Here is a 23,470-nt window from a genome sequence, read left to right as displayed (position 1 = left end):
GGGCTTATTTCCGCCCGAACAATTTCTCGATATCGCCATGCGCGAGTTTGACCCAAGTCGGGCGGCCATGATTGCATTGACCGGAATGGGGCGTCACTTCCATTTCACGCAGCAAAGCGTTCATTTCGGCCACCGACAGCACCCGCCCTGCCCGCACCGATCCGTGGCACGCCATTGTCGCTGCGACATGGTCGATACGTTCCTTGAGGCTCAATGCTTCGTCAAACGCGCCCAATTCGTCGGCCAAATCCTGTAACAAGCCCGACACATCGCCGCTCCCTAACAGCGCAGGGGTTGCGCGCACCAGCATCGCGGCGGGCCCGAAGCGTTCCATCTCCAGCCCGAACGCTTCCAATTCATCCGCGCGCGCTTCAAGCCGGTCGCAAGCGGCTTCATCAAGCTCGATGACTTCAGGGAGCAGCAAACCCTGACGCGCCACGCCCTGCCCTTCGACGCCCTTGCGCATCCGTTCGAGTACCAACCGCTCATGCGCGGCATGTTGGTCGACAATCACCAAGCCGTCTTCGGCTTCGGCAACAATATAGGTTTTCGCAACCTGTCCGCGCGCCACCCCCAAGGGAAAGCTTTGCGCATCGGGAACCGCCTCCGTGGCAGGCTCTGCCCGCGCGGTAATCAGATAATCATCGGGCATCGCTGCAAAATGACCGGGCTGCTCCTGCACGCTATGGCCGAAACTTGCCGTATCCACCGGCGCATAACTGGGCGCGGTATAGGCGCGGTCGGCGCGCTCGAACAGGCCGGGCGCGGGAATGGTGAAGCCGGGCCGCGCACCTTCGACCTGCCAATTGCCTAGCGCCGAGGGGCTAGGCCTTTGCACGCTGCGAAAGCCCGCCGCATCCAAGGCCGCGCGCAATCCGCCGACGATAAGCCCGCGCACCATGCCGGGTTCACGAAAGCGCACTTCGGTTTTCGCCGGATGGACATTGACATCGACCATCTCGCCGGGAACGTCGAGAAACAATGCGACCACCGGATGCCGGTCGCGCGCCAGCATATCGGCATAGGCCCCGCGCAAAGCCCCCACTAGCAAGCGATCCTTGACCGGCCTTCCGTTGACGAACAGATATTGGTGATCGGCAACCCCGCGATTATAGGTCGGAAGCCCTGCAACCCCGCCCAAGCGGATGCCGTCGCGCTCCAGCTCCACCACCACACTATTGTCGGCCAATTGCCGGTCAGTGAGCGCGGCCACGCGCTGCGGCCGGTTCTGGTCGCCCTGCACCTGCAATGCGACGCGGCCATCATGTTCGAGCATGAACGCAATGTCGGGCCGCGCCATCGCCAGCCGGCGGACAATATCGAGCGCCGCCGCATATTCGGAGCGCGCAGATCGCATAAATTTACGCCGCGCAGGGATTTTCTCGAACAAGGCTTCGACCCGCACCCGTGTTCCGGGTGGAAGCGCCGCAGGGCCTTCGCTGACAAGCTCGCCATTATCGACGATACGGCACCACCCGTCCGCACCAGCCACGCGGCTTTCCAGCGTCAGCCTTGCAACGCTTGCAATCGAAGGCAAAGCCTCGCCGCGAAAGCCCAAAGTCGTCACATTCTCAATCGCTTCATCGGGCAATTTGGAGGTAGCGTGCCGCTCCAGCGCAAGCGCCATATCGGCGGGTGTCATGCCGCATCCATTGTCGCTCACCTCGATGAGATCAATGCCACCATTAGCAAGACGAACGGAGATGCGGTCCGCGCCTGCATCAATCGCATTTTCGACCAATTCCTTTAACGCACTGGCGGGTCTTTCAACCACTTCGCCCGCTGCGATACGATTCACCAAGGTTTCCGGAAGCCTGCGTATTGACATAAGGTTAATCCTAGCGCAGTCCGACGTGAACTGCGACCCCGTGGCCAAGCCAAAATTGAAAAAAGCCTGAATTCGGCGAAATATCGCGCGAATCGGGAGGTGATTGATGTGCTTGCGCGGGGTTGATAGCAATAATATTCCCAAGGGGTGCGGCTTTGTCGGTCCTATCCCCTTGGCCCAAAGACGAGCAGGGTAGAATCCGAATGTGGCCTTTTGACAGTTTCAACAAGCTCTTCAAATTTTCCTCGCATGATATGGCGATTGATCTGGGTACGGCCAATACGGTCGTTTATGTACGCGGCAAAGGCATTGTCCTTAACGAACCTTCGGTGGTCGCGGTTGAAACATTGAACGGCATCAAGAAGGTCAAAGCCGTTGGCGATGACGCCAAGTTGATGATGGGCAAAACGCCTGATTCCATCGAAGCCATCCGCCCGTTGCGCGACGGCGTGATTGCCGACATTGATGTCGCCGAACAGATGATCAAGCACTTCATCCTGAAAGTGCATGGCCAGCGCAAAATTCCGAGCTTCCCCGAAATTGTGATCTGCGTCCCGTCGGGATCGACATCTGTCGAGCGCCGCGCGATCCGCGATGCTGCATCGAATGCAGGTGCAAGCCAGGTATGGCTTATCGAAGAACCGATGGCGGCCGCTATCGGCGCCGATATGCCGGTCACCGAACCCATCGGTTCGATGGTGGTCGATATTGGCGGCGGCACAACCGAAGTGGCGGTCCTATCGCTGCGCGGCCTTGCCTATACCACCTCGGTGCGTGTCGGCGGCGACAAGATGGACGAAGCGATTGTCTCCTATGTCCGTCGCCACCATAACCTCCTGATCGGCGAAGCCACCGCCGAGCGCATCAAGAAAGATTTCGGCATTGCGCGCTCACCCGCCGACGGCATTGGCGAAACCATCCACATCAAAGGCCGCGACCTTGTGAACGGCGTGCCCAAGGAAATTTCGATCAATCAGGGCCAGATTGCCGAAGCCTTGTCCGAACCCATCGGCACCATCATCGAAGGTGTGCGCATTGCGCTTGAAAATACCGCGCCCGAACTGGCGGCGGATATTGTCGACCAAGGCATTGTCCTCACCGGCGGCGGCGCATTGATCGAAGGGTTGGACGAATTGCTGCGCGATGAAACCGGCCTTCCGGTGACCGTGGCTGATGACCCGCTGACCTGTGTCGCCATCGGCACCGGTCGCGCGCTGGAAGACCCGCTGTTCCGCGGTGTGCTTCAATCGGCCTAAGGATCGATAGCTAATGGCGGCGCCATCCCCCCGGCGCCCGGGATATTCCCGAAAGGCGCAATATGGGCTCTTTGCAGCCTATGTGATCGCTGTGGCTGGTGCCGTGGCGGGCCTTTTGCTCGTGCTGATTTCCGCGTTTGACCCGACGGGTTTTGCAGCCTTGCGTGGTCTTGCCAGAGAGATTACCGCGCCGGTTTCGCGCACCAGCTCGTCGGTGGTCGGCTCTATCGGGTCTGCGGATGAAAATATCAGCGCCTATTTCCGCGCAGGCTCGCAGAATAAGGAATTGCGCCGCCAGTTGGACACCGCGCATAATAAAATCATCGAAGCCAAGGCGCTGGTCGATGAAAATGCGCGGCTGAGAGCCTTGTTGAAACTGCGCGACGAAAGCAGCGATGCAGTGACAGTCGGCCGCCTCATCACCTCGACCGCATCAAGCAGCCGCCGCTTTGCAACGCTGGATGGCGGCGCTTTGCATGGTGTGCGGTCCGGCCAACCGGTGCGCGCGCCCGAAGGCTTGGTCGGGCGTGTGCTTGAAGTCGGCCCCTCCACCGCGCGTGTGTTGTTGCTGACCGATGCCGAAAGCGTCATCCCCGTGCGCCGCGCGAGCGATGGCCTCCCCGCCACCATCACCGGCCTTGGCGATGGCACGGTGCAAATCCAGTTGCTCCAGACCTCGCTCAGCAACATCAAGGCGGGCGACCTGTTCGTAACATCGGGAAGCGGCGGCATGTATCGTCCCAACATCCCCGTTGCGCTGGCGCTGCGCAAAGGCACCGACAATGCGATCGGCCGCCCGATTGCCGACCCGGCCAAGGTCGATGTGATCATGGTGCAGCAAGCCTATCAGGCCGACATTAAACCGCCGCCCACTGCCGAGGAAATGGCCGCCGAAGCCGAAAAGCGGATCGCAGCCGAAAAAGCGCGCGCCAGAGCTGCTGAAAAAGGCCAATGAAGGTGCGCACCCCGCCCTCCACCAAAATCGGCTACCGGCAATCGCCGTTGCGCGTCAAAGGCGTGCCGATCCTGTCGGTATTGTTCTTTTCGGCGCTTCCCGCGATGCTTCCGGTCATCGCCAAATCACCGACCATGCCGCCTTTCGGGCTGATGATCTTCATTAGCTGGCGCTTGCTCCAGCCCAATTTATGGCCGGTATGGATCGGCATCCCCTTGGGCTTTTTTGACGATCTGGTGAGCGGGCAACCGCTGGGCAGCAGCATTTTCCTGTGGACCGTCATCATGCTCGTGTTCGAAGCGATTGAAAAACGCTTCATCTGGCGCGATTATTGGATGGAATGGTTTTTGGGCTCTGTCGCGCTTGTTTTCTGCATCATCATGGGGCTTTTATTCGCCAATCTCCACGGCGGCAGCACCCATATCCAGGTGATTTTGCCCCAGCTTCTCTTTTCTATATTATTCTATCCGGTCGCGGCGCGCATTTGTTCGTGGCTGGACCGTATTAGATTAGGCCGCTGAGCGGGCGCATACAGGCATGAAATTTGGACCTCTCGAATTCGGCAAATCACGGCGGCGCACCGCCAAACCGATCCTGACCGAAGCCAACCAGCAATATGTGTTTACGCGCCGCTCCATCTTTGTCGGCGGCGCGCAAGCCTTGTTCGGCGGCGTGCTGGTTGCGCGTATGGCCTATATTTCGGTCGTCGAAAATGAACGCTACCATCTTTTGTCGGAAAATAACCGCGTCAATATGACGCTGATCCCGCCGCGTCGTGGCTGGATTGTCGACCGGCATGGCAAGGAGATTGCGACCAACCGCATTGACCTGCGCGTCGACATCATCCCCGACCGCGTGCGTGACAAAGAAACCACCGTCACCCGCTTGCAAGAATTATTGCGGCTCGGCACCGAAGATGTTGCGCGTATCCGCAGCGAGCTGGACCACGCGCCGGGTTTCCAGCCGATCCAGGTGTCGCAATCCTTATCGCAAGAACAATATGACGCGATCAATGTGCGGCTCCCCGAACTCCCCGGCGTTGCGCCTGCGCGCGGCTTTACGCGCTATTATCCGACCGGCGCGGCGGTCGCGCATCTGGTCGGCTATGTCGGCGCGGCGAGCGCCGAACAATATAAAGAGAGCAAGGATCCGCTGCTCATCACCCCCGGCTTCAAGGTCGGCAAGGACGGCATCGAAAAAGTCCTCGACGTGCAAATGCGCGGTAAGCCCGGCGCGAAACGCAGCGAAGTCACCGCGCGCGGCAAGATTGTGCGCGACCTTAGCACCAAGCCTGATATTATGGGGTCGTCGGTCCACCTCACCATTGATGGCGGCTTACAGGAATATACCGCGCGCCGCATGGGGCTGGAATCCGGAAGCTGCACGGTCATTGACCTGCTCACCGGCGACATACTCGCCATGGTGTCGATGCCCGCTTATGACCCCAACAGCTTTTCCGACGGCATTGGCCGGATGGAATGGAAAATGTTGCGTGAGGATGACCATAATCCCTTGCTCAACAAAACGCTGCAAGGCCTTTATCCGCCGGGCTCCACGGTAAAACCGGCCGCCGCTATGGCCGCGCTTGGGGCAGGACTTGACCCCGACCAGACCATCTATTGCGGCGGTGGCTATCGTTTGGGCAACCGCACCTTCCGCTGTCTCGGGGTCCATGGCGCAATCAATATGCGCCGCGCGCTGGCGAAAAGCTGCAACACTTATTTTTACACCATCGGCGCGCGCTATGGCTATGACCTCATCGCCCGCTATGCGAGCGCGCTGGGGCTAGGGCAGGAATTCGACCTCCCCGTTCCGTCGCAATATTATGGCACCGTGCCGAATAGCGAATGGAAGATGCGCAAATATAAGCAGGCATGGACTGTCGCGGACAGTTTGAACGCCGCCATCGGCCAAGGCTATCTGTCGGTAAGCCCGCTGCAACTCGCGGTCATGGCCGCGCGCGTGGCGTCAGGCAAAATCATCATGCCGCGTTTGCTCAATGGCGATGCGCCGACCATCCAACGCCTGCCATTTCCCGAAGAACATTTCGCCGTAGTGCGCCAAGGCATGGACATGGTCGTCAATGGCGATGGCACGGCGGTGCGCTCGCGCCTCCCCTTCCCCGACATCAAGATGGGCGGCAAGACCGGAACCGCACAGGTCCGTCACGGCAGCCGCGGCCAAGGCGGCGCTGGTACGGCCTATAAATATCGCGACCACGGCCTGTTTGTCTGTTTCGCGCCGGTCGATAATCCGCGCTATGCCGCCTCGGTTGTGATCGAGCATGGCATGGGCGGCTCGCGCGCGGCGGCGCCGGTGGCCCAAGATGTGTTGACCTATTTGTTCGATCAGGAAAAAGCCTGGGCCAAATTGGCGGGGCTTGAAGCGGGCTGGGGCGGCGATTTGCAAACCCGCATGGCGCGCAAAGCCGCCGCTTATGAAGCGATGAGCCGCAGCGAACCCAAATCTCCTGCCGCCGCCGCCGACGAAGCCACAAAAACGCGCGTCGAGGCCGAGAAAAAAGCGTCGGACAATAATGACGGACGCGCCGAAGCCGAAGCCAAAAGGCGCGCGGAACGGCAAGGCAATCAACCGGCTCCCAAGGCGGCTCCGGCAACAACGCCCTCTCCCACAGCAACACCGACCACGCCCGCGCCTGCCACACAAGCCGCAGCACCGCCGCCCGCTAAAGGAGCGCCCTGATGAACGCCTCGCTCATCCCTGCCCCCTTACGCCAACTCCCGTGGAAGCTGCTGTTTGTTGTCGTCGGCATCGCCTTGTTTGGCCTTGTTGTCCTCTATTCGGCCGCCGCCGGAAGCCTCACCCCTTGGGCGCAATCCCAAGGGATAAAGTTCATCGTCTTTCTGGTGATGGCCTTGGCGCTGGCGCGCATAGACATTAATTTCTGGCGCCGGGTCGCCTTTCCTTTTTATGGTTTCTTCCTCATCCTCCTCATTCTCGTAGAGCTATTGGGCGCGGTTGGCGGGGGGAGCCAACGCTGGCTTGACCTTGGCCCTATCCGTATCCAGCCGTCCGAAATGATGAAGCTTGCCATCGTGCTGGCGACCGCCCGCTTTTATGACCTGCTTCCGTCCGGGCAAATCCGCACATGGACTGCCATCTGGCCCGCCGCCTTGATGATTGCGTTCCCCGCAGCGCTTGTGATGCTCCAGCCCGATCTCGGCACCGCGCTGATGATTACTGCGGGCGGGCTTAGCATCATGTTCATGGCGGGGCTGCCAATGTGGCTGTTTGTGACCGGCATCGGCGCGGTGGCGGTTATCGCGCCGCTCTCCTATTTCTTCCTGCTCCACGATTATCAACGCAAGCGCGTCATCACCTTCCTCGACCCCGAAAGCGATCCGCTCGGCGCGGGCTACCATATCAGCCAGTCCAAAATCGCCATCGGTTCGGGCGGTTTGTCGGGCAAAGGCTTCCTTAACGGGTCACAAAGCCATCTCGATTATTTGCCCGAAGGCCATACCGATTTCGTCTTTGCGACCATGGCCGAAGAATGGGGCCTTATCGGCGGCGTATTGCTCATCGCCGCGTTCATTTATGTGACGCGCTGGGGCTTGGCCGTGGGGCAACGCGCCGAACGCAAATTCGACCGCCTCACTGCGTCCGGCCTGTCGATGACCATCTTCTTCTATGTCGCCATCAACATCGCGATGGTGATGGGCCTCGCCCCCGTCGTCGGCATCCCGCTCCCGCTCTTCTCGTTCGGGGGATCGGCGATGATGACCGTGATGATCTGCCTTGGCATCATCATGTCGATCGACCGCAAAAACCGCTTCAGCCGCACCAGCTCGTTCCGCTGAACGGGCGGGTTTTTCGACAAATATGCACTTTTTGTGAAAAACCCGTTGCATCCCCCCACAACCCGTGATAGCCGCGCCACTCGCTGTTAGGGACAATCCTCCCGGACAGCCATGTGGACGCATAGCTCAGTTGGTAGAGCAGCTGACTCTTAATCAGCGGGTCCTAGGTTCGAGCCCTAGTGCGTCCACCATTTTTCAATGACTTAGAGGCAAGAGCGCAGCGCGATCTTTGCGCGGGGTCCCACTGGGGCATCAGATATGCAAGCACGATTTGATACAATCGGCCATACGAACGAGCGTTAGTTCTCTGGCACTAGTAACACGCAAGGATCACCCTTGGGCGTAAGGATTGTGATACGCTGACGGCCTCGGGTCACACTCACGCGAAAATTCTGGCGCGAGCCGTCATTCACCTCTGCCCTGTCGTTGTTCCGAACGATACGATCTAAGTTTGCAACGATCTGCTTTTTCTGGATACGTGGCCATCCTTCGAAAATGATGACCTCGTCGAACTGTTTGCCCTTAGCCTTATGCATGTTCATAATCACGACACCGCTTTCGGGCTTGGCGCTGGCGGCGAAGTGTTGTTGGACGAAGGCCTGCTGAACAATCAGGAGTGCGTGGACATATGCACCGTTATCGCGCCAATCCTGAGCAAGGTCCTGACGAAGTTGGGTGCCACGCTCCAAAAGACGGACGTTTCGGACTTCGGTTCCGACTTCTTTGAGGCGATTACACCTTCCATTTTCCAGCACGTGTCTGACTGCTCTCCAGTCTTTGTCTGGATCACCAGTCAACACCATCGCGCAAGCGGCATCATGGACTTCAAAAGTCGGACGCAGGACACTGTTAGCTGGAGGGTTTTTACCAGCTTCAATTGCTGTTGACCACTTATCATAGGCTTTGCGTAGGCGATCAGCTTCTGCCAACGCGCTCTTGGAGGGTTTATCTCCACCCTTCCCTCTATAGTAGTTGCACAGAAGATCGAGAAAGACATCTACGCGCGTAGCCGCATCGGGCTGCAATAGATGTGCGATAATTTCTGAGCCAAGGATGGCCGCCTCTAGCTCAACCACAGCGCTATGCGTTATAGCCTGCATACCTGCAGGTGGTTCTCTAAACGTGTCAGACACGAGACGCGACATCTTTTTGGTGGGGACGAGTATAGCCAACGACCACTCGGACTTACCACAGTCCACGAGCCGCTTGCGTGCTGCGTAGGTGCAGGTGACCAGTGAAGTCATCGCTTGGTCGGCATATGGTTCAAACAACTTGAGGCTAATGCCTTCGTAGTTCTCTTGATCAAATTTGCTTGAAAGGATGGCGTTACCGAACTTAGCAATGTCCGTGCCTGCGCTGCGGTGGTTGGCATCACTGAAATCAATCTCCGTAGAGTTGAAGGCCTCACGGAAATGATTGAGGCGCTCCGGGTCCGCACCAATGAAGTCAAATATGCGCTGGTCGGGATCAGCGAGAGCAATTAGACGCGCAGATTGACCAATTGCTCGGACAACACTCCATTGCTCGGCGTTAGTGTCTTGAAACTCGTCAAGGATGATCACGGGATTCATGACCGCCAAAAGCCGTCTCAGTCGCTCGCTTCCGTGCAGAAGGTCGCCAACAAACTGTGCGAAAAGATCAAAGCAAATTAGCCCTTCATCCACGGCGAGCCTAAGTCTCTCCGCCTTTTCGGCGTCTGCCTTCTTCTCTTTGTCCTGCGCCGAAAGTTTGCTGTCAGCATCAAAACCACTTCTTATCGCCGAAAGCGCAATCGCTTCGGCGGGAGGCGTAAGAATATTCAGTCTGCGTGGCAAACCTATGAGGTAGCCGTGCGCCTTGATTATACGCCAGAAAAACGAGTGGTAAGTCTCAACCTCGATGCGCCGTTTGGCGTCAAGAGGGATATTTTGTTCTTCCCCGATCGCTTCAACGACACGAGCGACACTGGCTCGAGCAAAGCTTAGAAACAGAACCTTTTGCTGCGGTCGAAGAACGCGCTCCGCAATCTGAGCCGCTTTCAGGATCGAAATTGTCGTCTTGCCAGAACCGGGACCGCCAATGACGAGCAGATGCCCTTCACTAGCCATGACCTCAAGCTGCTTTTCAGTTAGCTCCATCAATAGCAGTCTCTGGTTGGGCGTCATCACCTGTGGGAGCTACTTTTTCCTCAGCTGGAGCAGGGTCGCAGGCTTGCATCAATTTCTTGCAAGCTTGGCGCAACCATTCAGGAATCTCGACCTCAGAGCATTGCGCGAGGAAATCAGCGAGTCCCCAATTGCCCTTTGCCCAACCGAAATACTCGGCCAGAGCATCGCAAGCTTGTGCGACTGGGTCAGGATATTTTTGGATGATGTGCTGCGGCCATTCCAACGTGCCTGCAAATCTTTGCAGCGCCGCCTCGGTGGTGCCACTAAGGACGAGCTTCTCGATGGCCTTTTCGTCGTGCATGAGAAGAATCTCAACTTCAGCCTCGATAAGGGCCTGGCCCGCAGCATCCTGATTGTCGCACAATGCGAAAGTACGCTTGCCCAGATCGCGAAAAAGTTTGGCCATGCCCGCGATCTTCGTATCGCTACCGGCATTGAGCGTGCATATACCAAGGGCTTCGAGTGACTTATATTCGGTGGGATTCAATTCGGCCAATCGACGGCATACCACCGGGAAGGTAGTGGTTTCCGTTTCCCCCTCAGCAATCAGAACGCGACGGGATAGCAGTCCCTCACAAAACCGGGTTCGAAAATCCTGCCGATAGACCTTCAGCTTTAAATTGTCGGGGAGTGCGATGAGCCTCCGGCTTAATTCGCCAATACCGTTTCGGCCAAGCACAACCGTCTCATCAAGAGCGAATTCTTCTAGGACGTAGGGCGAGTGTGACGTAAAAATGGCCTGTGAGGCGAGCGACCGAATCTCGTGCACGATACGCTTCTGAGCGTAGGGAGGAATCGCGGTCTCTGGTTCCTCCATGGCAAAGATTACGTTCTGCTTATCGGCCGCAATCTGCGAAAGCATTGCAAGCACCAGCATGTTGATCGTGCCCGTGCCTTGGCGATAAAATGGTGCAGCGTGCTTACCTTCACCCGTGGCAATGAATGCCGTAATGACCTTTCGCAGATGCTCGCGCGTGAGATTAGAAACCTTGAGATGGGGTTCAATCCCCCATTCCTTAGGCACGTATTTCTTGAGCGCCGTGTTAATGCTTTCCAGCACGCCGGAGATACCCAGCTCAGGATCGGCAGCTACCGTGAAGTCCGCAAGTTTGTCAATCGTATCCTCCCACATTTGGGGACGGACTTCCTTCAAGCGAAGGATAATATCCAAGAGGCTGCCTCGTTCGAGGCTCAGGGCGCGACTACCGGTGCGTAGGGATCGGAGGTATAGGAAGCCGCATACCTGCTTGTCCTTCTTACGGAACTCAACGGGGCTGCCACCTTCGTTCAAACTGCGTGTAAAGTAAGTCCTCCCCTGAAAATCGTCTTCATCAGGGTCATACCAACCATGAAATGTCACTCGAAGGGCTTCTGTGATATGGTCGGGATCAACTCCCTCTGGTTTTGCTTCATCGTAGAACTGGTCGGCGACAGAATCCCAAAACTCTACATAGTCCCCGAAGCGAGCCTTCTGGTCTTCGGAGAGGTCGGCGATTGCGACCTCAATTTCGATGCGTCGGGGCACCTCGGGATCGGCTGCATCGGCAGATTCAGCAGCACCTTGTTCTGCGTGATCCGCGTCGCCGTTTTGGCCATCACCTCCTTGGTTCTCCGCAATCTGCGGCTTGGCCAAGTACTGTCCCTGAAAAAAGTCGTGCTCGTCGACCGGTGGAAATCGGTTGAGGCGATCGGGCCCGAGAGCGAGGTCCAGCGCCTCAAGGATGGTCGTCTTTCCCGTGTTATTGTCGCCGATGAGAACAGCATGCTTAGGCAACAAAACTGTCGCGGCCTTAATGCCGCGGAAATGACTGATACTGATACGACAAGCTCTCATTCGCCCCCCTCCATTCACCGAGTACCAGTATCAGAGTTTCGACGATAGAAGTTAGTGCATGAGTTCTCCAACCTTGCCCAATTAGGAAGAGCATCCAAATACAACAGCTCTTCCCGAAGCACTGGATTTAATGCTTCCGGCAATAACTGCCGTAGCAAACACCATTCACTTGATTGCTCATCCGCTTGATTGTCAGCTTTATGGCGCAACATGTGCTCCCATACAGATTCCTTCATCCAATCGCCGATGGCGGCGTTCTCGATCAACCGTGTCAGCAAATCAGTGTAGCGACTGAAGTCGCCATTATGCAGGTAGGTGTTAAGCATCGCTGAGATACTATTCTGCTCGCTCGCGTAGTTTATGACTTTACCGTTCGCCGCCGTCGCGACAATCGAGAATGCGGCTGCAACCAGAAGGCTCTGGGGGCGGTCGAGATTGCGCAGTGGCCTAAAGCGGTCTTTCCACAACTTCAGTGCCGCGAACCATGGACGACGAAGTTCGTCGACCTGGTCTATGCGAGGCTTCACGATCCGATCTTCATGATAAGGCAGCTTCGAGTGCGGAACAGTCAACGCGTCAAACCGAACGAGCACAGGCGGATCGAATCCGCCGCTGGCGTTGCTCAAATAACAAGACAGCACGAGCGTCTTCTGCTCGCGTGACGCTGCAACTGCTGCTGGATCGAGAACGAAGGCGTTACCGCGATGGCGGCGAATTACGTCTACGAAGCTCTGCGGTATATCTACTGCCGTTTCGACGCCGAACAGAATCCAAAGCAGTGGGATACCTTCGCGTTCATAATGTTTACATCTCGCCGATATTTCCGTCTGAAATGTGCCAGACATCTGAAATTCGACTGCGAACGGCCCGTAGCCCTCCCATTCGACAAAGATGTCAGGATAGCGCCCATGCTCATTCTCCGTGGGAGGCAGATACTCGGCAACCGCATGCTTGATATAGCGATGATCGAGGGCAACGAGTTCTCCGACCTGTTCGCACATAAGTCGATGAAAAGGCGACTCCTGCCGCCCCCCATATTGTGCAGCCCGTGCATCATCGGGCTTGACATTCCGCCCCTGATACCAAGGGCACATCGGATTGCCACCGGAATAGTGCTGGAACAATGGTCGTGCAATGCCACGTAACTTGGACGTGCGGATATAGACATCACACTCACAGGCCATGCACTTAGCAACGAGGCCATCGGCACCGTTCCGTCGATCAGTTATCTGATCTCGCAAAAATCCCCAGCTATCAATTGGCATGGCAAGTAGCTGGTGAGCCGTCACTGGCCCTATTCGCTCAATGAGCGCTGCCTCGACGATTCTTTGCGGTCCCCTTGCCATGTAAGCAGATTATCAATGTCGAGGAACACATCAAGAACTTATGGTACGCTAATATAAATTGATATTCTCTGTTGCCGAGCATCAATTTTTTTACTGCCTTCTCCACCTTTCAAACCACTTCGTCCAACTCTGCTCAGGCGGCCAATCTTCGCCATCACGCTTGATGCGAACCACCTCAAGCCGGTCAAAGCCGGTGCGGACACCTTCGAGGGTGACGGATTGACCGATATGCCGGGTGACGAGGCTCGAAGGCTCCAACTCCCATGTGCCGCCGCCGTTGACCTCAATCACGATGCGTTTTGGTTCACGGCGTATCACGCCTTCTATCGTATGCAGCGTTCCTAACGGCATAATGTATTCCCCCTTGCTTTGACATGTAGACTATCCGTGACATTGATAAGAAAATGGCGACGGTCTAGCAAAGGCAAATGTTACTGATTGTCTGTAGACTGATTGACTGCATGTCGGTGCATGGATGACCTATGGATATTCGCCAGCGCCTTGCCCGTAATCTGCGCCTGCTTCGGCAGGAAAAAGGTTGGTCGCAAGAGGTCTTTGCCGAAGAGGCAGGGCTGCACCGGACCTATATCAGCGACCTTGAACGCGGAGCGCGTAATCCGACGATTACCGTGGTGGATAAGCTGGCGGTGGCTTTGGGTGTCACACCGGGGCGGTTGCTCGATTAGCTGTATAGCTCGGCTGCACAGCCGGGGTTTGACCTGATCTTGGCCAGACTATTTCGTATAATGGCCAGCATCAGCGACATATACACTCCATCATGAGAGGCCATTATGGGCGGCAACAACTCCGGACGGCGGCGCACGGTGACGCGTGGGGCCGTTGAGCAATTTCCGTGCATCGATCTGCGTGTTTTGAAACGCGCAGGGCTCGTTCGTGCCGGTGAATGCACATATGACACAGTGCATTGGCAAAATCAGGCTCCAGAGACGCTCAGCGCGAAAATATTCGTCGATTTGAGTGACGCCGACGATGCTTCGATGCGTGTCATCATGTCCGGAGAGCGCCATCGCATTGCTATCGACTGTGTGCCCTGCCCCTATGGTGGCATGCGCGCCTATTTCCTGTGCCCCATCAATGGCACACGGTGCGAGCAGCTGCTCTTTGTTGATGGCATATTTGCATCACGCAAAGCGCATGGGCTGACCTATGCCAGCCAGAGTGAGGACGAATTATCGCGGACACGGCGCAAGGTTCGCAAGCTCCACAGACAGATTGATGGTGACTATCGGTTCGCACGGTCACGTGGTGGCAAACGCTGGCACCTGATCCAACGACTACGAGATGCTGAGTTTGAAGCCAAAACCTTATATTATGACCGTCTCCGCAATCTGACTGACAGGTCTGGTGCCCATCGGATGCCCGGCGACCGATAAAGACAGGTCCGAGATTCCGATTGCTGCGATCCGAACAGTTAACCTAGCCTCATATTATATCAGGAGGTCCTGACCGGATTGCGTGATGCCGCACACCGGAACGCCAATGGAAATCAGCGGGCCCTTCCGCCAAAGCGTTTCTGGCGACGTGCAGCGGCACCATATATCCGCACCAAGGCCGCCCCCTCTTTGGCCAACGCTTGGGCGCATAGATCTATATCGCTCATTGGTATCGACCCCTCGGCCATGGCGTGCATCAGGTCGTTCCGCGCGTCTTTCCACGCATTCAGTCGCGTATATTCAAAATTGGCCGCCAACGCCGGATCGGATGCGGCTCGGCTTTTCAGCTCGGCGATCTTTGGCCCCATCATTCTGAGATTTCTGCCGCCACCGGTTGATGAAAGTAACGAAATCAACCGATCTTCTAGAACTGCATATGCATACCATGATGCCTCAAAAAAGTGTCCACCTGCGACTGCATCATCCAGCCTTGAGATCATCTGCCGGTATAGCGCGAACTTTCTCATGCAACCCCTTTCAATAATTCCCACCGCACAAAGGAATGTTCCTGACTTTACCACGGCTATGATCTTATTGGGAAGATGGTCAACGGAAGGAGGCCATCATGTCCGACCACGAACCACTCGACCGGTCACACCTATTGTTCCATGCACAGGCGCTATTCCCCTGCGCGATGATCGACGTGATCCACACGCCCGATGAGATAATTCACATCGACGTGGACGGGCATCGCTACACGTTCGAGATCGGCAGCGACGACGACGAATACTTCTTCACCGACGGAAAAGGGTCGTTCTCGATCCCGCTCATGGAAATCGACTGGGATTTCTAGGATTTCTCCTGACACGCCTTCCGAACCCATCTTAATGGAAATGTCGGTCCCACATCAAAGGAGATGACCGACATGACAACGACCGAACCCGCAAAGCCGATCACCGTGCTGAACAAGGCCGATACCGCCGCCAAGCCCGTATCAGGAGCCAAGACACCAGCCGCCCCCAAAGTCGAAATGGTCACGCTCGACCAGCTTGCCCGCGAAATGAAGGTGTCGCCGCGAGACGCCCGGATGCTGCTGCGGCTCGCCGCGAAGCAAACCAAGCTTTACCCGACCTTGGGCAAGGACCATGTCGCCCGCCAGCCGTGGCAGTGGACGACTGGATCGAAGGCGCTGGAGGAAGCCCGCAAGGCCCTATCATCCACCCCCGCAGTGTGACGCCCACTTTCCAAGTTTCCATGTTTTCACCGCCGCCAATGACGCAAAAAACAATGCCGGGGCCGCACGTAATCGCGTGAAATCGATTTGCGCGCACCCCGGCATGAAAACTTGGAAACTTGGAAAGTAGATCAATCATGAGACGGTAGAGACCAGTACCATCGACGATCCTCACCCTTTGTCTTGAGGACCCCGAGAGCGTCGGCCGCGCGATTCAATGTTGAAGAACCGATCCCTCGCGCCTCTGCGTCAGTTTTCAGCCCCTTCACCGGCTTGGGTCCGTCTGCGAGGCGTTCGGACAAATAGCCCTTTGCGTCTTCCTGCTCGTTCTGGATCGGCCCACGTTTGGCCGCTGGTTCCGAAAAGAAGGTGTCGGCATCGATGTCCTCGAAACGGTCAAAGGCAATCTTCGGCTGTTCGCCTTTGCGTCCATCGGCATCGCCCATGGTGAAGAGCATGGCCTGCCCTTTTTCCGAGTTCGCCTTGAAGTGGAATACGACAAAGCCGCGCACATTGTCCCTACGTCGCGCCAGCCCCCATTGGCTGCGCGCAATGCCCACAAAGTCAGTGGCGCCGATGCCTTTTTTCATCGCACGATCTTGTGGGCCTTTGCCGAAGTGACGCACCGTGATGATTGCACAGCGTTGCCGTTCAGCGATCTCCACCAGCCGCTCCATAAAGCCGCGCACCTCGACGTTGTTGCTGGCATCCACGCCGGACATAAAGGCTTGTATTGGGTCCAGTATGACCAAACGCGGTTGATGCTGTGCAATTTGCGCTTCCAGCCAATCAACCATTTCCTGCGTCAGTTGGAAACGCCGTGATTGAATAAACACCCGTGATAGATCAGCGCCGTTCGCTTCCAGCCGCTTTCTGATGACTGCGCCGGGCAAGTCTTCGAAATTGAACAGGAAGCAATTGGCAGGCGGAAGCGGATCGCCATTCGGCAATAAATCGCCTTGGCTGAGGCGTGCGCAAAGCCAAACGCAAAGCTGACTCTTGCCTTCACCCGGATCGCCATCAAGCAGCCCCACGGTGCCAGCGCAGACATAAGGATACCATAGCCACTCCAACTCCTCTTCCGGGATGTCCGAGAAAGGAACCACAGTTGGCCATTCTTTGCCGGGTTTGCTGGCGATGCTACGTGCGATTGATCGCAGCTCGCTATCCGGCAACGGGTTGTCAGAAAGCGCATCATTCGCCGCACGCAACGTCGCCAATATCGCTTTGCGGGGCGCCCCTAGACGGCGCAGATACCCTGCCCAGCCTGTCAATATGATGTTTCGTTGGCCTTTGGGGATCAGCGTGTTGTCGTTTGCAGTGTGCTCTTCTGAGGGCTCAGCAGCAATATCGGCAATGTTATCGGGCAGTTCAGCAATAGGGGTATCTTCCCACGTCGCATAGATCGCGCCAGATGCGTGTTGGGAGCCCGGTCCAACAACATAACTGTTCGCCTTGCTCTTGATGTCCAGCTTCGCCCGAATACCAATTCGCGGTGACATTTCTCCTCGGAAATAGAAATGGAACCCACGCGCGGTTTTCACCGTGAATGTCGAAGGCGGGTGAAAGTCGGAACGGAATGCCTGCAAGGCTTCCTTGCTGTCGCAATCGATCACCGTCAGCCCAGCGGTCGCTACCGCATAGTTCATATCCGGGCACTTACGATGCCACCGACTGATAGTTTTCCGGTCGGTTGTGGCATCCTTAACACCATGGGGAACCAACGAACTTATAGGATGCTTGCCGGGGCTTGAGCATTTGGCATCGCCGCAAGCGCAAACACCGTCAACAACGCCGTGGATTGGCAGGACAGGAATATTCTGCCCCGCAAACCATTTCATCATCCCAAGGACACTGGCACTCCTGTCAAATCGGACCGCAATGTTCTGGCTAGGGGTCATCTCGTCACCCCCTGCCATGCGGCGAAGTTATCACGGGCCTCCACACACATATCACCTAGATCGGTCCATGTTTCATCAGCTTCCAGCCACGCACGGGCTGCCGCAAAATCATGTCCAAAGTCGAAAGTAAATGTGTTGGAATGCTTATCGCAAACCGTGGTTGTGCGAGTGTGGACCTCCCTAATGATCACCCGAAATTCGACTTCGACCTCGGTTGTGGGATTTGCAGCTTCGGATTTGCGATTGCGTAATTTCTTACTCATCGTCCAGCCTCCCGCGCCGCCGCGAGCGCCTCGATATAGGCGTGGATTTCCGATGCCACCCATGCAACCGAATGTTCACCAAGGCGCACGCGCTTAGGAAATTTGCCCGCTGCTTCGAGCCGCAATAATGTGGATGGAGAGATATGAATGCCTAATCGTGGCAAGTCGCCACGCGTCAGCAAAAGTTTGTTGGGTAGTGGTACCGTCATGTGAAAATCCTTTCATTGTCGTGATTGACGGCAACGAAATATTCCCAGACGGCGAAGAGTTTCTACAGAGGCGCTGGCACACAAAAACCGAAGTTTGGTTGCGATGTGCAAAATTGGCTAAAGTTTGAAGCGGATTTCCTGCCCGATCAGCCGATCCAAATTCTCCTCAACCCCCGTTATCTGCTTGAAGATAAAGCGGACAGCATCGACATATCCGCCCCGGCGTTGTCGGAATTCTGCATCATAAACACCTCGGCTTGCTGGCACGCCTATGGGGTGTTTGCGCTGTGCCTCTACGATGGATATGAATATCTCTGCCCGCAATTCCTGACTGTGGCCCGCGTCATCGGCTTGCTGTGATCGGAGCACATCTCGCAACCGAGTCGCCTCGCCAAGCAGGTTTTGCAATTCTGACAACAGCGCAGAATTGTCTCGAAACTTGGGCGGCGTCAGCGGATAAGGCCATGTGGAAAACATTGGCCGTTTGTCCTCAACCAACGCCGCTGCGAGTTTCTCCGCTGGATTGATGACATTTGTCTCCAGCCAGTCACCGCGTTTGGTGAGTGACATATTCAATGGAGCACCGGGAAGGTCACAAGGCAGTGTCGCAATGATTTCCTGATAATGGGCACAGATGGTCACAAGATCACACTGCAATGCTTCCAAGACTTGCGGATCAAGCAAGCGCAGCATCGCTGCGAGTTTGACCATGACGGCATCGTCAAACGCTATCTGCGCAGCGCCATGAAAATCATTCATCGCGCTATCGTCGCTCACGCAGTCCGCCCGCCAGCTTTCAATGCGAAACGTTCCGCCCGATCCGCTATCGTTGAATGCACCATCGTGAGTGCATCTGGTTCATTTAGTCCGGGAACGTCTATGCCCCGATCAATCGTATTGGATACAACCGCTGCCAATTGCCCTGCCCTCCGCTTTACAAAAGGCGCAGCCAACCCGGCATCGGCGGCGAAGCGCTCGAAATGCTTGCTATCGATTTGTTCCAGCGTTGCGGCCCCGCCAAATGTCATTGCAAAGCGCGGCGACAGCTCCTTCCACATGACCGTTGAAACCAGATCATACAGAGGTGCCAGAACAATGTCGTTCCCCTCACCGTCTTGCCGCAACAAACTAAAATTCTTGGCATGGGCATCCGCGTTGCCAATGATGACATTAAAGATAGCGGCATCGAGCAGCTTCAAGACTTCTCGTGCAGGGCGCACCGACACCGCGCGAAGCAAGGCAAAACAATCCTTGAACACCGGCCCGCCTTCAGCTGCGTATTTCCGATTGGACGGAATGCCCAGCGCCTGTGCAAAGTCTTCCTGATGCAACCGCTGCACCTCGCCGCCCTTGTTTGCCCGGTCATATCGGGTCACCAAGAGAAAGGGGCGTCGGTCGACTTCTTGCCATTTAGCCTCTGCGACATCGAGACCCACGGAACCCGCCAGCGCGAGACAAAAGGCTTCGTTTGCCGCGAGTCCGTTAAAGCGGTCCGGTTCAGGCTTGATCAAATGTGTGGAAGGCTGGCCGGGTAATGGAACGGCAATGCGCCCTTCGGCAAGCACCACCGGTAGTTTCGATTGTGCGCCAGCGAGACTGAGCCGCGCGCCGCCCTCGCCTGCGAGCATCGGAACAAGCGGAAGACGATCAAGCAAGGCTCGTAACGCTCCATCATCCAGTGGCGCAGGTTTCCCCTCGTCAGCCAGTGGTGGATGCTCACCAGTGGGCAAAAACGCGAGCGCGCCCGCAACATCACCACCTAAGGCTGCCAATAGGCGAAAAGGATTATCAGGCGAGACGCCTAACGCACGCGCAATTGCGGTGCGTTGCCCCTCTTCGGGCAGTAAACCGCCGAACACCGCCTTGCACATGGCGTCGCCATACGCCTCTTCTCGCTTGGGCATCGCCCACGACAAAGGTGGTGCATTTTGTTCGGTCAGCCATTCCGGCGCATAGGTGAAATGCATCGCGCAGCTGCGATCGATTGAAAGCTCGCCCGCTATTTTCTGTCCCCACCAAACGATGAGACGATCAAGGATAGGCCCGTTCATTTCGGCGGTCGAATATCTATGGAACAACCCAATGCAGCCAATACAGCCAGAGTTTTGCCAAGTTGCACGGTTGGTTTGCCGCGCTCAAGGTCGACCAGAAAGCGCACGCCAACACCACTTGCGGCGGCAAGCTCCGCTTGACGAAGCCCCAACGCCCTACGCTCTTTGCGAATGATCGCGCCAATAGCTGCACTGTCTAACATCATAATTTCCCGATCGGGACAATAATGATATTTTGTTGCCAGCGCAAGGTGATTATTCCCGATCGGGAAAATTCTATCGATACAACGAACATATATCATGAATTTTACCGTTCGGGAATAATAGGTCAACTATGACCTGTTCCCGCAAGCCTCTCCAAATGTTGCCCCCACCCTTCCAACGCATCGCGTTTCTCAGCATCATAGGCGTAACGGTTATAGACAGCCGCCACGCCTGAAATCGTTCCGGAAATGTGGTTGAGCACTTTTTCCACGACATGCGGGGCTACAGAAGCACGCTCCATTCCCGACGCGGCAGTCCGGCGCAGCTCATGCAAGCGCCATTCCCCTGTGTCGGAACCTTCGGACAGGCGTCTTAACATTTTTGAAAAACCACTGACCGGCGACTTGCGCGTCGTCGTGAACACATAATCGCAATCGACGAACCGAGGCACATCATTCAGCATCGTCAGCGCATAAGCACTCAGCGGAACCACATGCGGCTTGCCATTTTTCGAACGCTCAGCAGGAATGACCCATTGTTTGGCTTCAAGATCAACTTCACTCCAAAGCATTTCCGCCCACTCACCACGACGCTGCGCTGTCGCCAGCAGGATTGGCACGAATTGCCGGAAAGGGTATACGTCATTGCGACAAGCGCGCAAAAGTCTGATGATCTCAGTATCATCCAAAACACGGTCGCGGGACTGCTCCTTGGTCGGTGCCTTCAGCCCCACGATTGGGCTTACATCAACAATCCCGCGCTCCACGCACCAGTTGAAGAATCTGCGGACGTGCGAAAGAATACGATTGGCTTGATAGGTTGATCCACGCGCTATCGCCGCATCCATAATTTCGAGTACGTCAAACCGTTTTATATCGCGAATATCGCGCTGCCCAAAAGCTCCGACAAACTCGCGTTCCAGAGTGCGCTCCGCCTCGCGCCAGCTTTTGTTGCGCGCCTGCGCATGCAACTTGATGAACTCGCCGCACACTGCCTCCACACGCATGTTAGTCGTCCGACGACGACTAGTGGGATTATTGCCCTTCTCCACCTCCTGCAAAATATCGATCGCCTTTTCGCGCGCCGTGGCCAACGAAATACGCGGATAGATTCCAAGCTTCATACGCTTTTGGGCGATGCCGTACCGAAACTTGACCGAGAATGTTTTGAGACCTTGCGGAGATACACGCAGGCTCATTCCTGGGCAGTGAAGGTCATGCACTTCATACCGCTTTTCCTGCGGCTTCAATGCTTCGATTGCCTTTGCGGTCAGTACCTTTTGCATGTGTCATTCCTTTCGAATGACGCATCAATAATCATGATTTTCTTCTAATCTCAAAGAAATTTCTGCTTATGGACGCCCTGCAGCGGGAAAGTGCAACCTGGTGGATTGTGAACAGATGCCATGATGACCGGGGGGTGATTTGGATACCATTCCCAAGTCTGCACACGCACCAGATCGCATATTACAGTTTCTGGGTTTTATGGTCTCATGACATTGCATGATGCGGACATATGCCAGTCATGGAATTTCGAAAGTATACGCTTAATCGTATATTGATTGTGTATACGAATTAGCGCATATTTCCATACAGAGGGCCCATATGAATGAAATCATACGAATGCCGACACAACTCGGACACGCATTGCGTTTGTATCGTAAAAGGGCTGGTCTGACGCAAACACAACTTGCGACTAAGTCCAGACTACGGCAAGCGACTGTTTCCCAAATTGAAAACGGACACGGCGCAACCAAATTTGATACGATTGTGACGATCCTCATGGTACTTGATCTTGAATTAACAATCCGTCCCCGAACTCAATCCTCGCCGCAGGATATTGAAGACATTTTTTAAGATCACATCAGCACATCACCATTTCTAGTCGGTATAAGTTCAGATTTTCCTGACAAGCTGACCGTCAATTGATATCACATCGTCAGTCGCTCGCCCATGATTTGGCCCTGCCGTTTCTCCACGCTCTGATACCCAGACTTTTGATGATCTTCCGCATGGGTATCACAGGGGTCCCGGGCGCCTGAACTTGCTTGATTAGACGTGAAATAATACGCCTCAGAATCAGCAGGTCAAAGATACCGTTTTGTGGTACCCCGGATGCAAAATGACGAGAAACAATTAGATATAACAATAGCTTAAGCCATACTCTTAATCAGCGGTTCTAGGTTCGAGCCCTAGTGCGTCCACCATTTTTCCTATCGAAAAACTTTTAGAGTTACGCATTCTCGGACCTCCGGATATGGGCGATTGTGTCAAGGGTCGCCTTTGCTTCATCTCGTGCTGGATTGTTTAGAGTCAGGCGCGGCGGGGGCATTGTTAAATTTTTAAATCCTGCTTTGCCATGCCTTGACGAACGCAGTTAAATTAGAACATAAAGAGAACATGGTCGAGTCATGTTCTCCTTTCCCTGCAATGGCGAAGCGCGCTTCCGTCGCTGGCGGAAGGAGGGAGGCATACCCCATTTTTTCGGGTGACGGAGCCGCAACAGGGCGGTTGCATGAGATATTTGCTGCCCGTGCCGGGGATGAGGCGAGTGCGGCAGGCTATGCCCTTATCATGGCTTTGTCCGTGTTGACGCCTAATAGCCCTTTACTATGGTTGCGGATCGACAAAGAGGAACGCGCTTCGGGTCTTTATGGCCTTGGCCTTGCCGCATTGGGACTGGACCCGGCCCAAGTAATATTGGGGCGATTGCCCGATACACTCGCAATATTGAGAGCGGGCGTCGATGCCTTGCGCTGTAGCGGCCTTGGCGCGGTCATCATGGAAGTGCCGGGACAAGCGCGCGAACTGGACCTTACGGCAACACGGCGGATGACGCTTGCCGCAGAGGCATCGGGAGTGACCCCCATTTTATTGCGTAGCCGGGCCAAGCCTATGCCCAGCGCTGCCTATAGTCGTTGGTCAGTGGAAAGCGCCCCTGCGCGCTCCTTCCCTGCCAATGCGCCGGGATATCCGGCTTTTGCCACAACATTGACCCGTCGCCGCGACGGGATAGCGGGCGTTTCAT

At 55.9% G+C, this 23,470-nt stretch carries 23 protein-coding genes and 1 tRNA gene; 11 read left to right on the top strand and 13 right to left on the bottom strand.

Annotated elements, in window-relative coordinates:
* Nucleotides 1-4: 4 nt before the first annotated feature.
* A complete protein-coding gene (gene mutL, locus DMP17_RS02515; protein ID WP_337827506.1) occupies nt 5-1,828 on the bottom strand; it encodes a DNA mismatch repair endonuclease MutL in 1,824 nt (607 codons plus the stop codon).
* 203 nt (nt 1,829-2,031) lie between these two features.
* On the opposite strand from mutL, the gene DMP17_RS02510 reads away from it, so the two are divergent.
* From DMP17_RS02510 to DMP17_RS02485, 6 genes are all read left to right on the top strand, one after another.
* Nucleotides 2,032-3,084, top strand: coding sequence for a rod shape-determining protein (locus DMP17_RS02510; RefSeq protein WP_337827505.1), 1,053 nt, complete (start codon nt 2,032-2,034; stop codon nt 3,082-3,084).
* A gap of 13 nt (nt 3,085-3,097) precedes the next feature.
* The gene (gene mreC / locus DMP17_RS02505) at nt 3,098-4,039 is read left to right on the top strand and encodes a rod shape-determining protein MreC (protein WP_337827504.1); all 942 of its coding nucleotides are present in this window, start codon (nt 3,098-3,100) and stop codon (nt 4,037-4,039) included.
* A gap of 2 nt (nt 4,040-4,041) precedes the next feature.
* Nucleotides 4,042-4,560, top strand: coding sequence for a rod shape-determining protein MreD (gene mreD / locus DMP17_RS02500; RefSeq protein ID WP_337827503.1), 519 nt, complete (start codon nt 4,042-4,044; stop codon nt 4,558-4,560).
* Between the two features lie 16 nt (nt 4,561-4,576).
* Complete coding sequence (gene mrdA, locus DMP17_RS02495; RefSeq protein ID WP_337827502.1) at nt 4,577-6,742, top strand: penicillin-binding protein 2; 2,166 nt, start codon at nt 4,577-4,579, stop codon at nt 6,740-6,742.
* Nucleotides 6,742-7,860, top strand: coding sequence for a rod shape-determining protein RodA (rodA, locus tag DMP17_RS02490; RefSeq protein ID WP_337827501.1), 1,119 nt, complete (start codon nt 6,742-6,744; stop codon nt 7,858-7,860). Before mrdA ends, rodA begins: the two co-directional genes overlap by 1 nt.
* Nucleotides 7,861-7,975: 115 nt before the next feature.
* Nucleotides 7,976-8,051: transfer RNA gene (locus DMP17_RS02485), tRNA-Lys, on the top strand.
* Nucleotides 8,052-8,159: 108 nt separating this feature from the next.
* On the opposite strand, the gene DMP17_RS02480 is transcribed toward DMP17_RS02485, so the two are convergent.
* The 4 genes from DMP17_RS02480 to DMP17_RS02465 all read right to left on the bottom strand — a co-directional run bounded on the left by DMP17_RS02480 (nt 8,160) and on the right by DMP17_RS02465 (nt 13,505).
* A complete protein-coding gene (locus DMP17_RS02480) occupies nt 8,160-10,004 on the bottom strand; it encodes an ATP-dependent helicase (protein ID WP_337829751.1) in 1,845 nt (614 codons plus the stop codon).
* A complete protein-coding gene (locus tag DMP17_RS02475; protein ID WP_337827500.1) occupies nt 9,964-11,841 on the bottom strand; it encodes an ATP-dependent nuclease in 1,878 nt (625 codons plus the stop codon). Before DMP17_RS02475 ends, DMP17_RS02480 begins: the two co-directional genes overlap by 41 nt.
* A 14-nt stretch (nt 11,842-11,855) precedes the next feature.
* Nucleotides 11,856-13,187, bottom strand: coding sequence for a competence protein CoiA family protein (locus DMP17_RS02470; RefSeq protein WP_337827499.1), 1,332 nt, complete (start codon nt 13,185-13,187; stop codon nt 11,856-11,858).
* A 90-nt stretch (nt 13,188-13,277) separates the two neighbouring features.
* Complete coding sequence (locus DMP17_RS02465; protein ID WP_337827498.1) at nt 13,278-13,505, bottom strand: DUF5818 domain-containing protein; 228 nt, start codon at nt 13,503-13,505, stop codon at nt 13,278-13,280.
* A 164-nt stretch (nt 13,506-13,669) separates the two neighbouring features.
* On the opposite strand from DMP17_RS02465, the gene DMP17_RS02460 reads away from it, so the two are divergent.
* A complete protein-coding gene (locus DMP17_RS02460) occupies nt 13,670-13,873 on the top strand; it encodes a helix-turn-helix domain-containing protein (RefSeq protein WP_337827497.1) in 204 nt (67 codons plus the stop codon).
* A 105-nt stretch (nt 13,874-13,978) separates the two neighbouring features.
* Nucleotides 13,979-14,581: a hypothetical protein gene (locus DMP17_RS02455; RefSeq protein ID WP_337827496.1), complete on the top strand. Its 603-nt coding sequence runs from the start codon at nt 13,979-13,981 to the stop codon at nt 14,579-14,581.
* A 113-nt stretch (nt 14,582-14,694) separates the two neighbouring features.
* Here the strand turns inward: DMP17_RS02455 and DMP17_RS02450 are convergent, their stop codons facing one another.
* A complete protein-coding gene (locus DMP17_RS02450) occupies nt 14,695-15,162 on the bottom strand; it encodes a hypothetical protein (RefSeq protein WP_337827495.1) in 468 nt (155 codons plus the stop codon).
* A gap of 44 nt (nt 15,163-15,206) precedes the next feature.
* Here DMP17_RS02450 and DMP17_RS02445 point away from each other — a divergent pair, with 44 nt between their 5' ends.
* Together DMP17_RS02445 and DMP17_RS02440 are read left to right on the top strand one after the other, a co-directional pair.
* Nucleotides 15,207-15,434 (top strand): hypothetical protein, encoded by a 228-nt coding sequence (locus DMP17_RS02445; protein WP_337827494.1) that lies wholly within the window; start codon nt 15,207-15,209, stop codon nt 15,432-15,434.
* Between the two features lie 72 nt (nt 15,435-15,506).
* Nucleotides 15,507-15,815 (top strand): hypothetical protein, encoded by a 309-nt coding sequence (locus DMP17_RS02440; RefSeq protein WP_337827493.1) that lies wholly within the window; start codon nt 15,507-15,509, stop codon nt 15,813-15,815.
* 131 nt (nt 15,816-15,946) lie between these two features.
* On the opposite strand, the gene DMP17_RS02435 is transcribed toward DMP17_RS02440, so the two are convergent.
* The 7 genes from DMP17_RS02435 to DMP17_RS02405 all read right to left on the bottom strand — a co-directional run bounded on the left by DMP17_RS02435 (nt 15,947) and on the right by DMP17_RS02405 (nt 21,728).
* Nucleotides 15,947-17,659, bottom strand: a complete 1,713-nt coding sequence (locus DMP17_RS02435) for an AAA family ATPase (protein WP_337827492.1) — start codon at nt 17,657-17,659, stop codon at nt 15,947-15,949.
* 53 nt (nt 17,660-17,712) lie between these two features.
* Nucleotides 17,713-17,979, bottom strand: a complete 267-nt coding sequence (locus DMP17_RS02430) for a hypothetical protein (protein ID WP_337827491.1) — start codon at nt 17,977-17,979, stop codon at nt 17,713-17,715.
* A complete protein-coding gene (locus DMP17_RS02425; RefSeq protein ID WP_337827490.1) occupies nt 17,976-18,188 on the bottom strand; it encodes a helix-turn-helix transcriptional regulator in 213 nt (70 codons plus the stop codon). The genes DMP17_RS02430 and DMP17_RS02425 overlap by 4 nt, the downstream gene beginning before the upstream one ends.
* 117 nt (nt 18,189-18,305) lie before the next feature.
* Nucleotides 18,306-18,965 carry a hypothetical protein gene (locus DMP17_RS02420; RefSeq protein WP_337827489.1) on the bottom strand — a complete coding sequence of 220 codons (660 nt, stop codon included), beginning with the start codon at nt 18,963-18,965 and terminating at the stop codon, nt 18,306-18,308.
* Complete coding sequence (locus tag DMP17_RS02415; RefSeq protein ID WP_337827488.1) at nt 18,962-20,239, bottom strand: type II toxin-antitoxin system HipA family toxin; 1,278 nt, start codon at nt 20,237-20,239, stop codon at nt 18,962-18,964. Before DMP17_RS02415 ends, DMP17_RS02420 begins: the two co-directional genes overlap by 4 nt.
* Nucleotides 20,236-20,541: a helix-turn-helix transcriptional regulator gene (locus tag DMP17_RS02410; protein WP_337827487.1), complete on the bottom strand. Its 306-nt coding sequence runs from the start codon at nt 20,539-20,541 to the stop codon at nt 20,236-20,238. Before DMP17_RS02410 ends, DMP17_RS02415 begins: the two co-directional genes overlap by 4 nt.
* A 26-nt stretch (nt 20,542-20,567) precedes the next feature.
* The gene (locus tag DMP17_RS02405) at nt 20,568-21,728 is read right to left on the bottom strand and encodes a tyrosine-type recombinase/integrase (RefSeq protein ID WP_337827486.1); all 1,161 of its coding nucleotides are present in this window, start codon (nt 21,726-21,728) and stop codon (nt 20,568-20,570) included.
* Between the two features lie 319 nt (nt 21,729-22,047).
* On the opposite strand from DMP17_RS02405, the gene DMP17_RS02400 reads away from it, so the two are divergent.
* Nucleotides 22,048-22,299, top strand: a complete 252-nt coding sequence (locus DMP17_RS02400; protein ID WP_337827485.1) for a helix-turn-helix transcriptional regulator — start codon at nt 22,048-22,050, stop codon at nt 22,297-22,299.
* The last annotated feature ends 1,171 nt before the right edge of the window (nt 22,300-23,470 follow it).

It is taken from the genome of Pseudonocardia sp. TMWB2A (assembly GCF_017312135.1).
This window is presented reverse-complemented; position numbering and strand designations above follow the sequence as displayed.

Excerpts from the sequence above, each read along its gene's own strand:
- mutL (WP_337827506.1), bottom strand. The coding sequence starts at position 1,828 with ATGTCAATACGCAGGCTTCCGGAAACCTTGGTGAATCGTATCGCAGCG.
- DMP17_RS02510 (WP_337827505.1), top strand. The coding sequence starts at position 2,032 with ATGTGGCCTTTTGACAGTTTCAACAAGCTCTTCAAATTTTCCTCGCAT.
- mreC (WP_337827504.1), top strand. The coding sequence starts at position 3,098 with ATGGCGGCGCCATCCCCCCGGCGCCCGGGATATTCCCGAAAGGCGCAA.
- mrdA (WP_337827502.1), top strand. The coding sequence starts at position 4,577 with ATGAAATTTGGACCTCTCGAATTCGGCAAATCACGGCGGCGCACCGCC.
- rodA (WP_337827501.1), top strand. The coding sequence starts at position 6,742 with ATGAACGCCTCGCTCATCCCTGCCCCCTTACGCCAACTCCCGTGGAAG.
- DMP17_RS02480 (WP_337829751.1), bottom strand. The coding sequence starts at position 10,004 with ATGACGCCCAACCAGAGACTGCTATTGATGGAGCTAACTGAAAAGCAG.
- DMP17_RS02475 (WP_337827500.1), bottom strand. The coding sequence starts at position 11,841 with ATGAGAGCTTGTCGTATCAGTATCAGTCATTTCCGCGGCATTAAGGCC.
- DMP17_RS02470 (WP_337827499.1), bottom strand. The coding sequence starts at position 13,187 with ATGGCAAGGGGACCGCAAAGAATCGTCGAGGCAGCGCTCATTGAGCGA.
- DMP17_RS02460 (WP_337827497.1), top strand. The coding sequence starts at position 13,670 with ATGGATATTCGCCAGCGCCTTGCCCGTAATCTGCGCCTGCTTCGGCAG.
- DMP17_RS02455 (WP_337827496.1), top strand. The coding sequence starts at position 13,979 with ATGGGCGGCAACAACTCCGGACGGCGGCGCACGGTGACGCGTGGGGCC.
- DMP17_RS02445 (WP_337827494.1), top strand. The coding sequence starts at position 15,207 with ATGTCCGACCACGAACCACTCGACCGGTCACACCTATTGTTCCATGCA.
- DMP17_RS02440 (WP_337827493.1), top strand. The coding sequence starts at position 15,507 with ATGACAACGACCGAACCCGCAAAGCCGATCACCGTGCTGAACAAGGCC.
- DMP17_RS02435 (WP_337827492.1), bottom strand. The coding sequence starts at position 17,659 with ATGATGAAATGGTTTGCGGGGCAGAATATTCCTGTCCTGCCAATCCAC.
- DMP17_RS02430 (WP_337827491.1), bottom strand. The coding sequence starts at position 17,979 with ATGAGTAAGAAATTACGCAATCGCAAATCCGAAGCTGCAAATCCCACA.
- DMP17_RS02425 (WP_337827490.1), bottom strand. The coding sequence starts at position 18,188 with ATGACGGTACCACTACCCAACAAACTTTTGCTGACGCGTGGCGACTTG.
- DMP17_RS02415 (WP_337827488.1), bottom strand. The coding sequence starts at position 20,239 with ATGAACGGGCCTATCCTTGATCGTCTCATCGTTTGGTGGGGACAGAAA.
- DMP17_RS02410 (WP_337827487.1), bottom strand. The coding sequence starts at position 20,541 with ATGATATATGTTCGTTGTATCGATAGAATTTTCCCGATCGGGAATAAT.
- DMP17_RS02405 (WP_337827486.1), bottom strand. The coding sequence starts at position 21,728 with ATGCAAAAGGTACTGACCGCAAAGGCAATCGAAGCATTGAAGCCGCAG.
- DMP17_RS02400 (WP_337827485.1), top strand. The coding sequence starts at position 22,048 with ATGAATGAAATCATACGAATGCCGACACAACTCGGACACGCATTGCGT.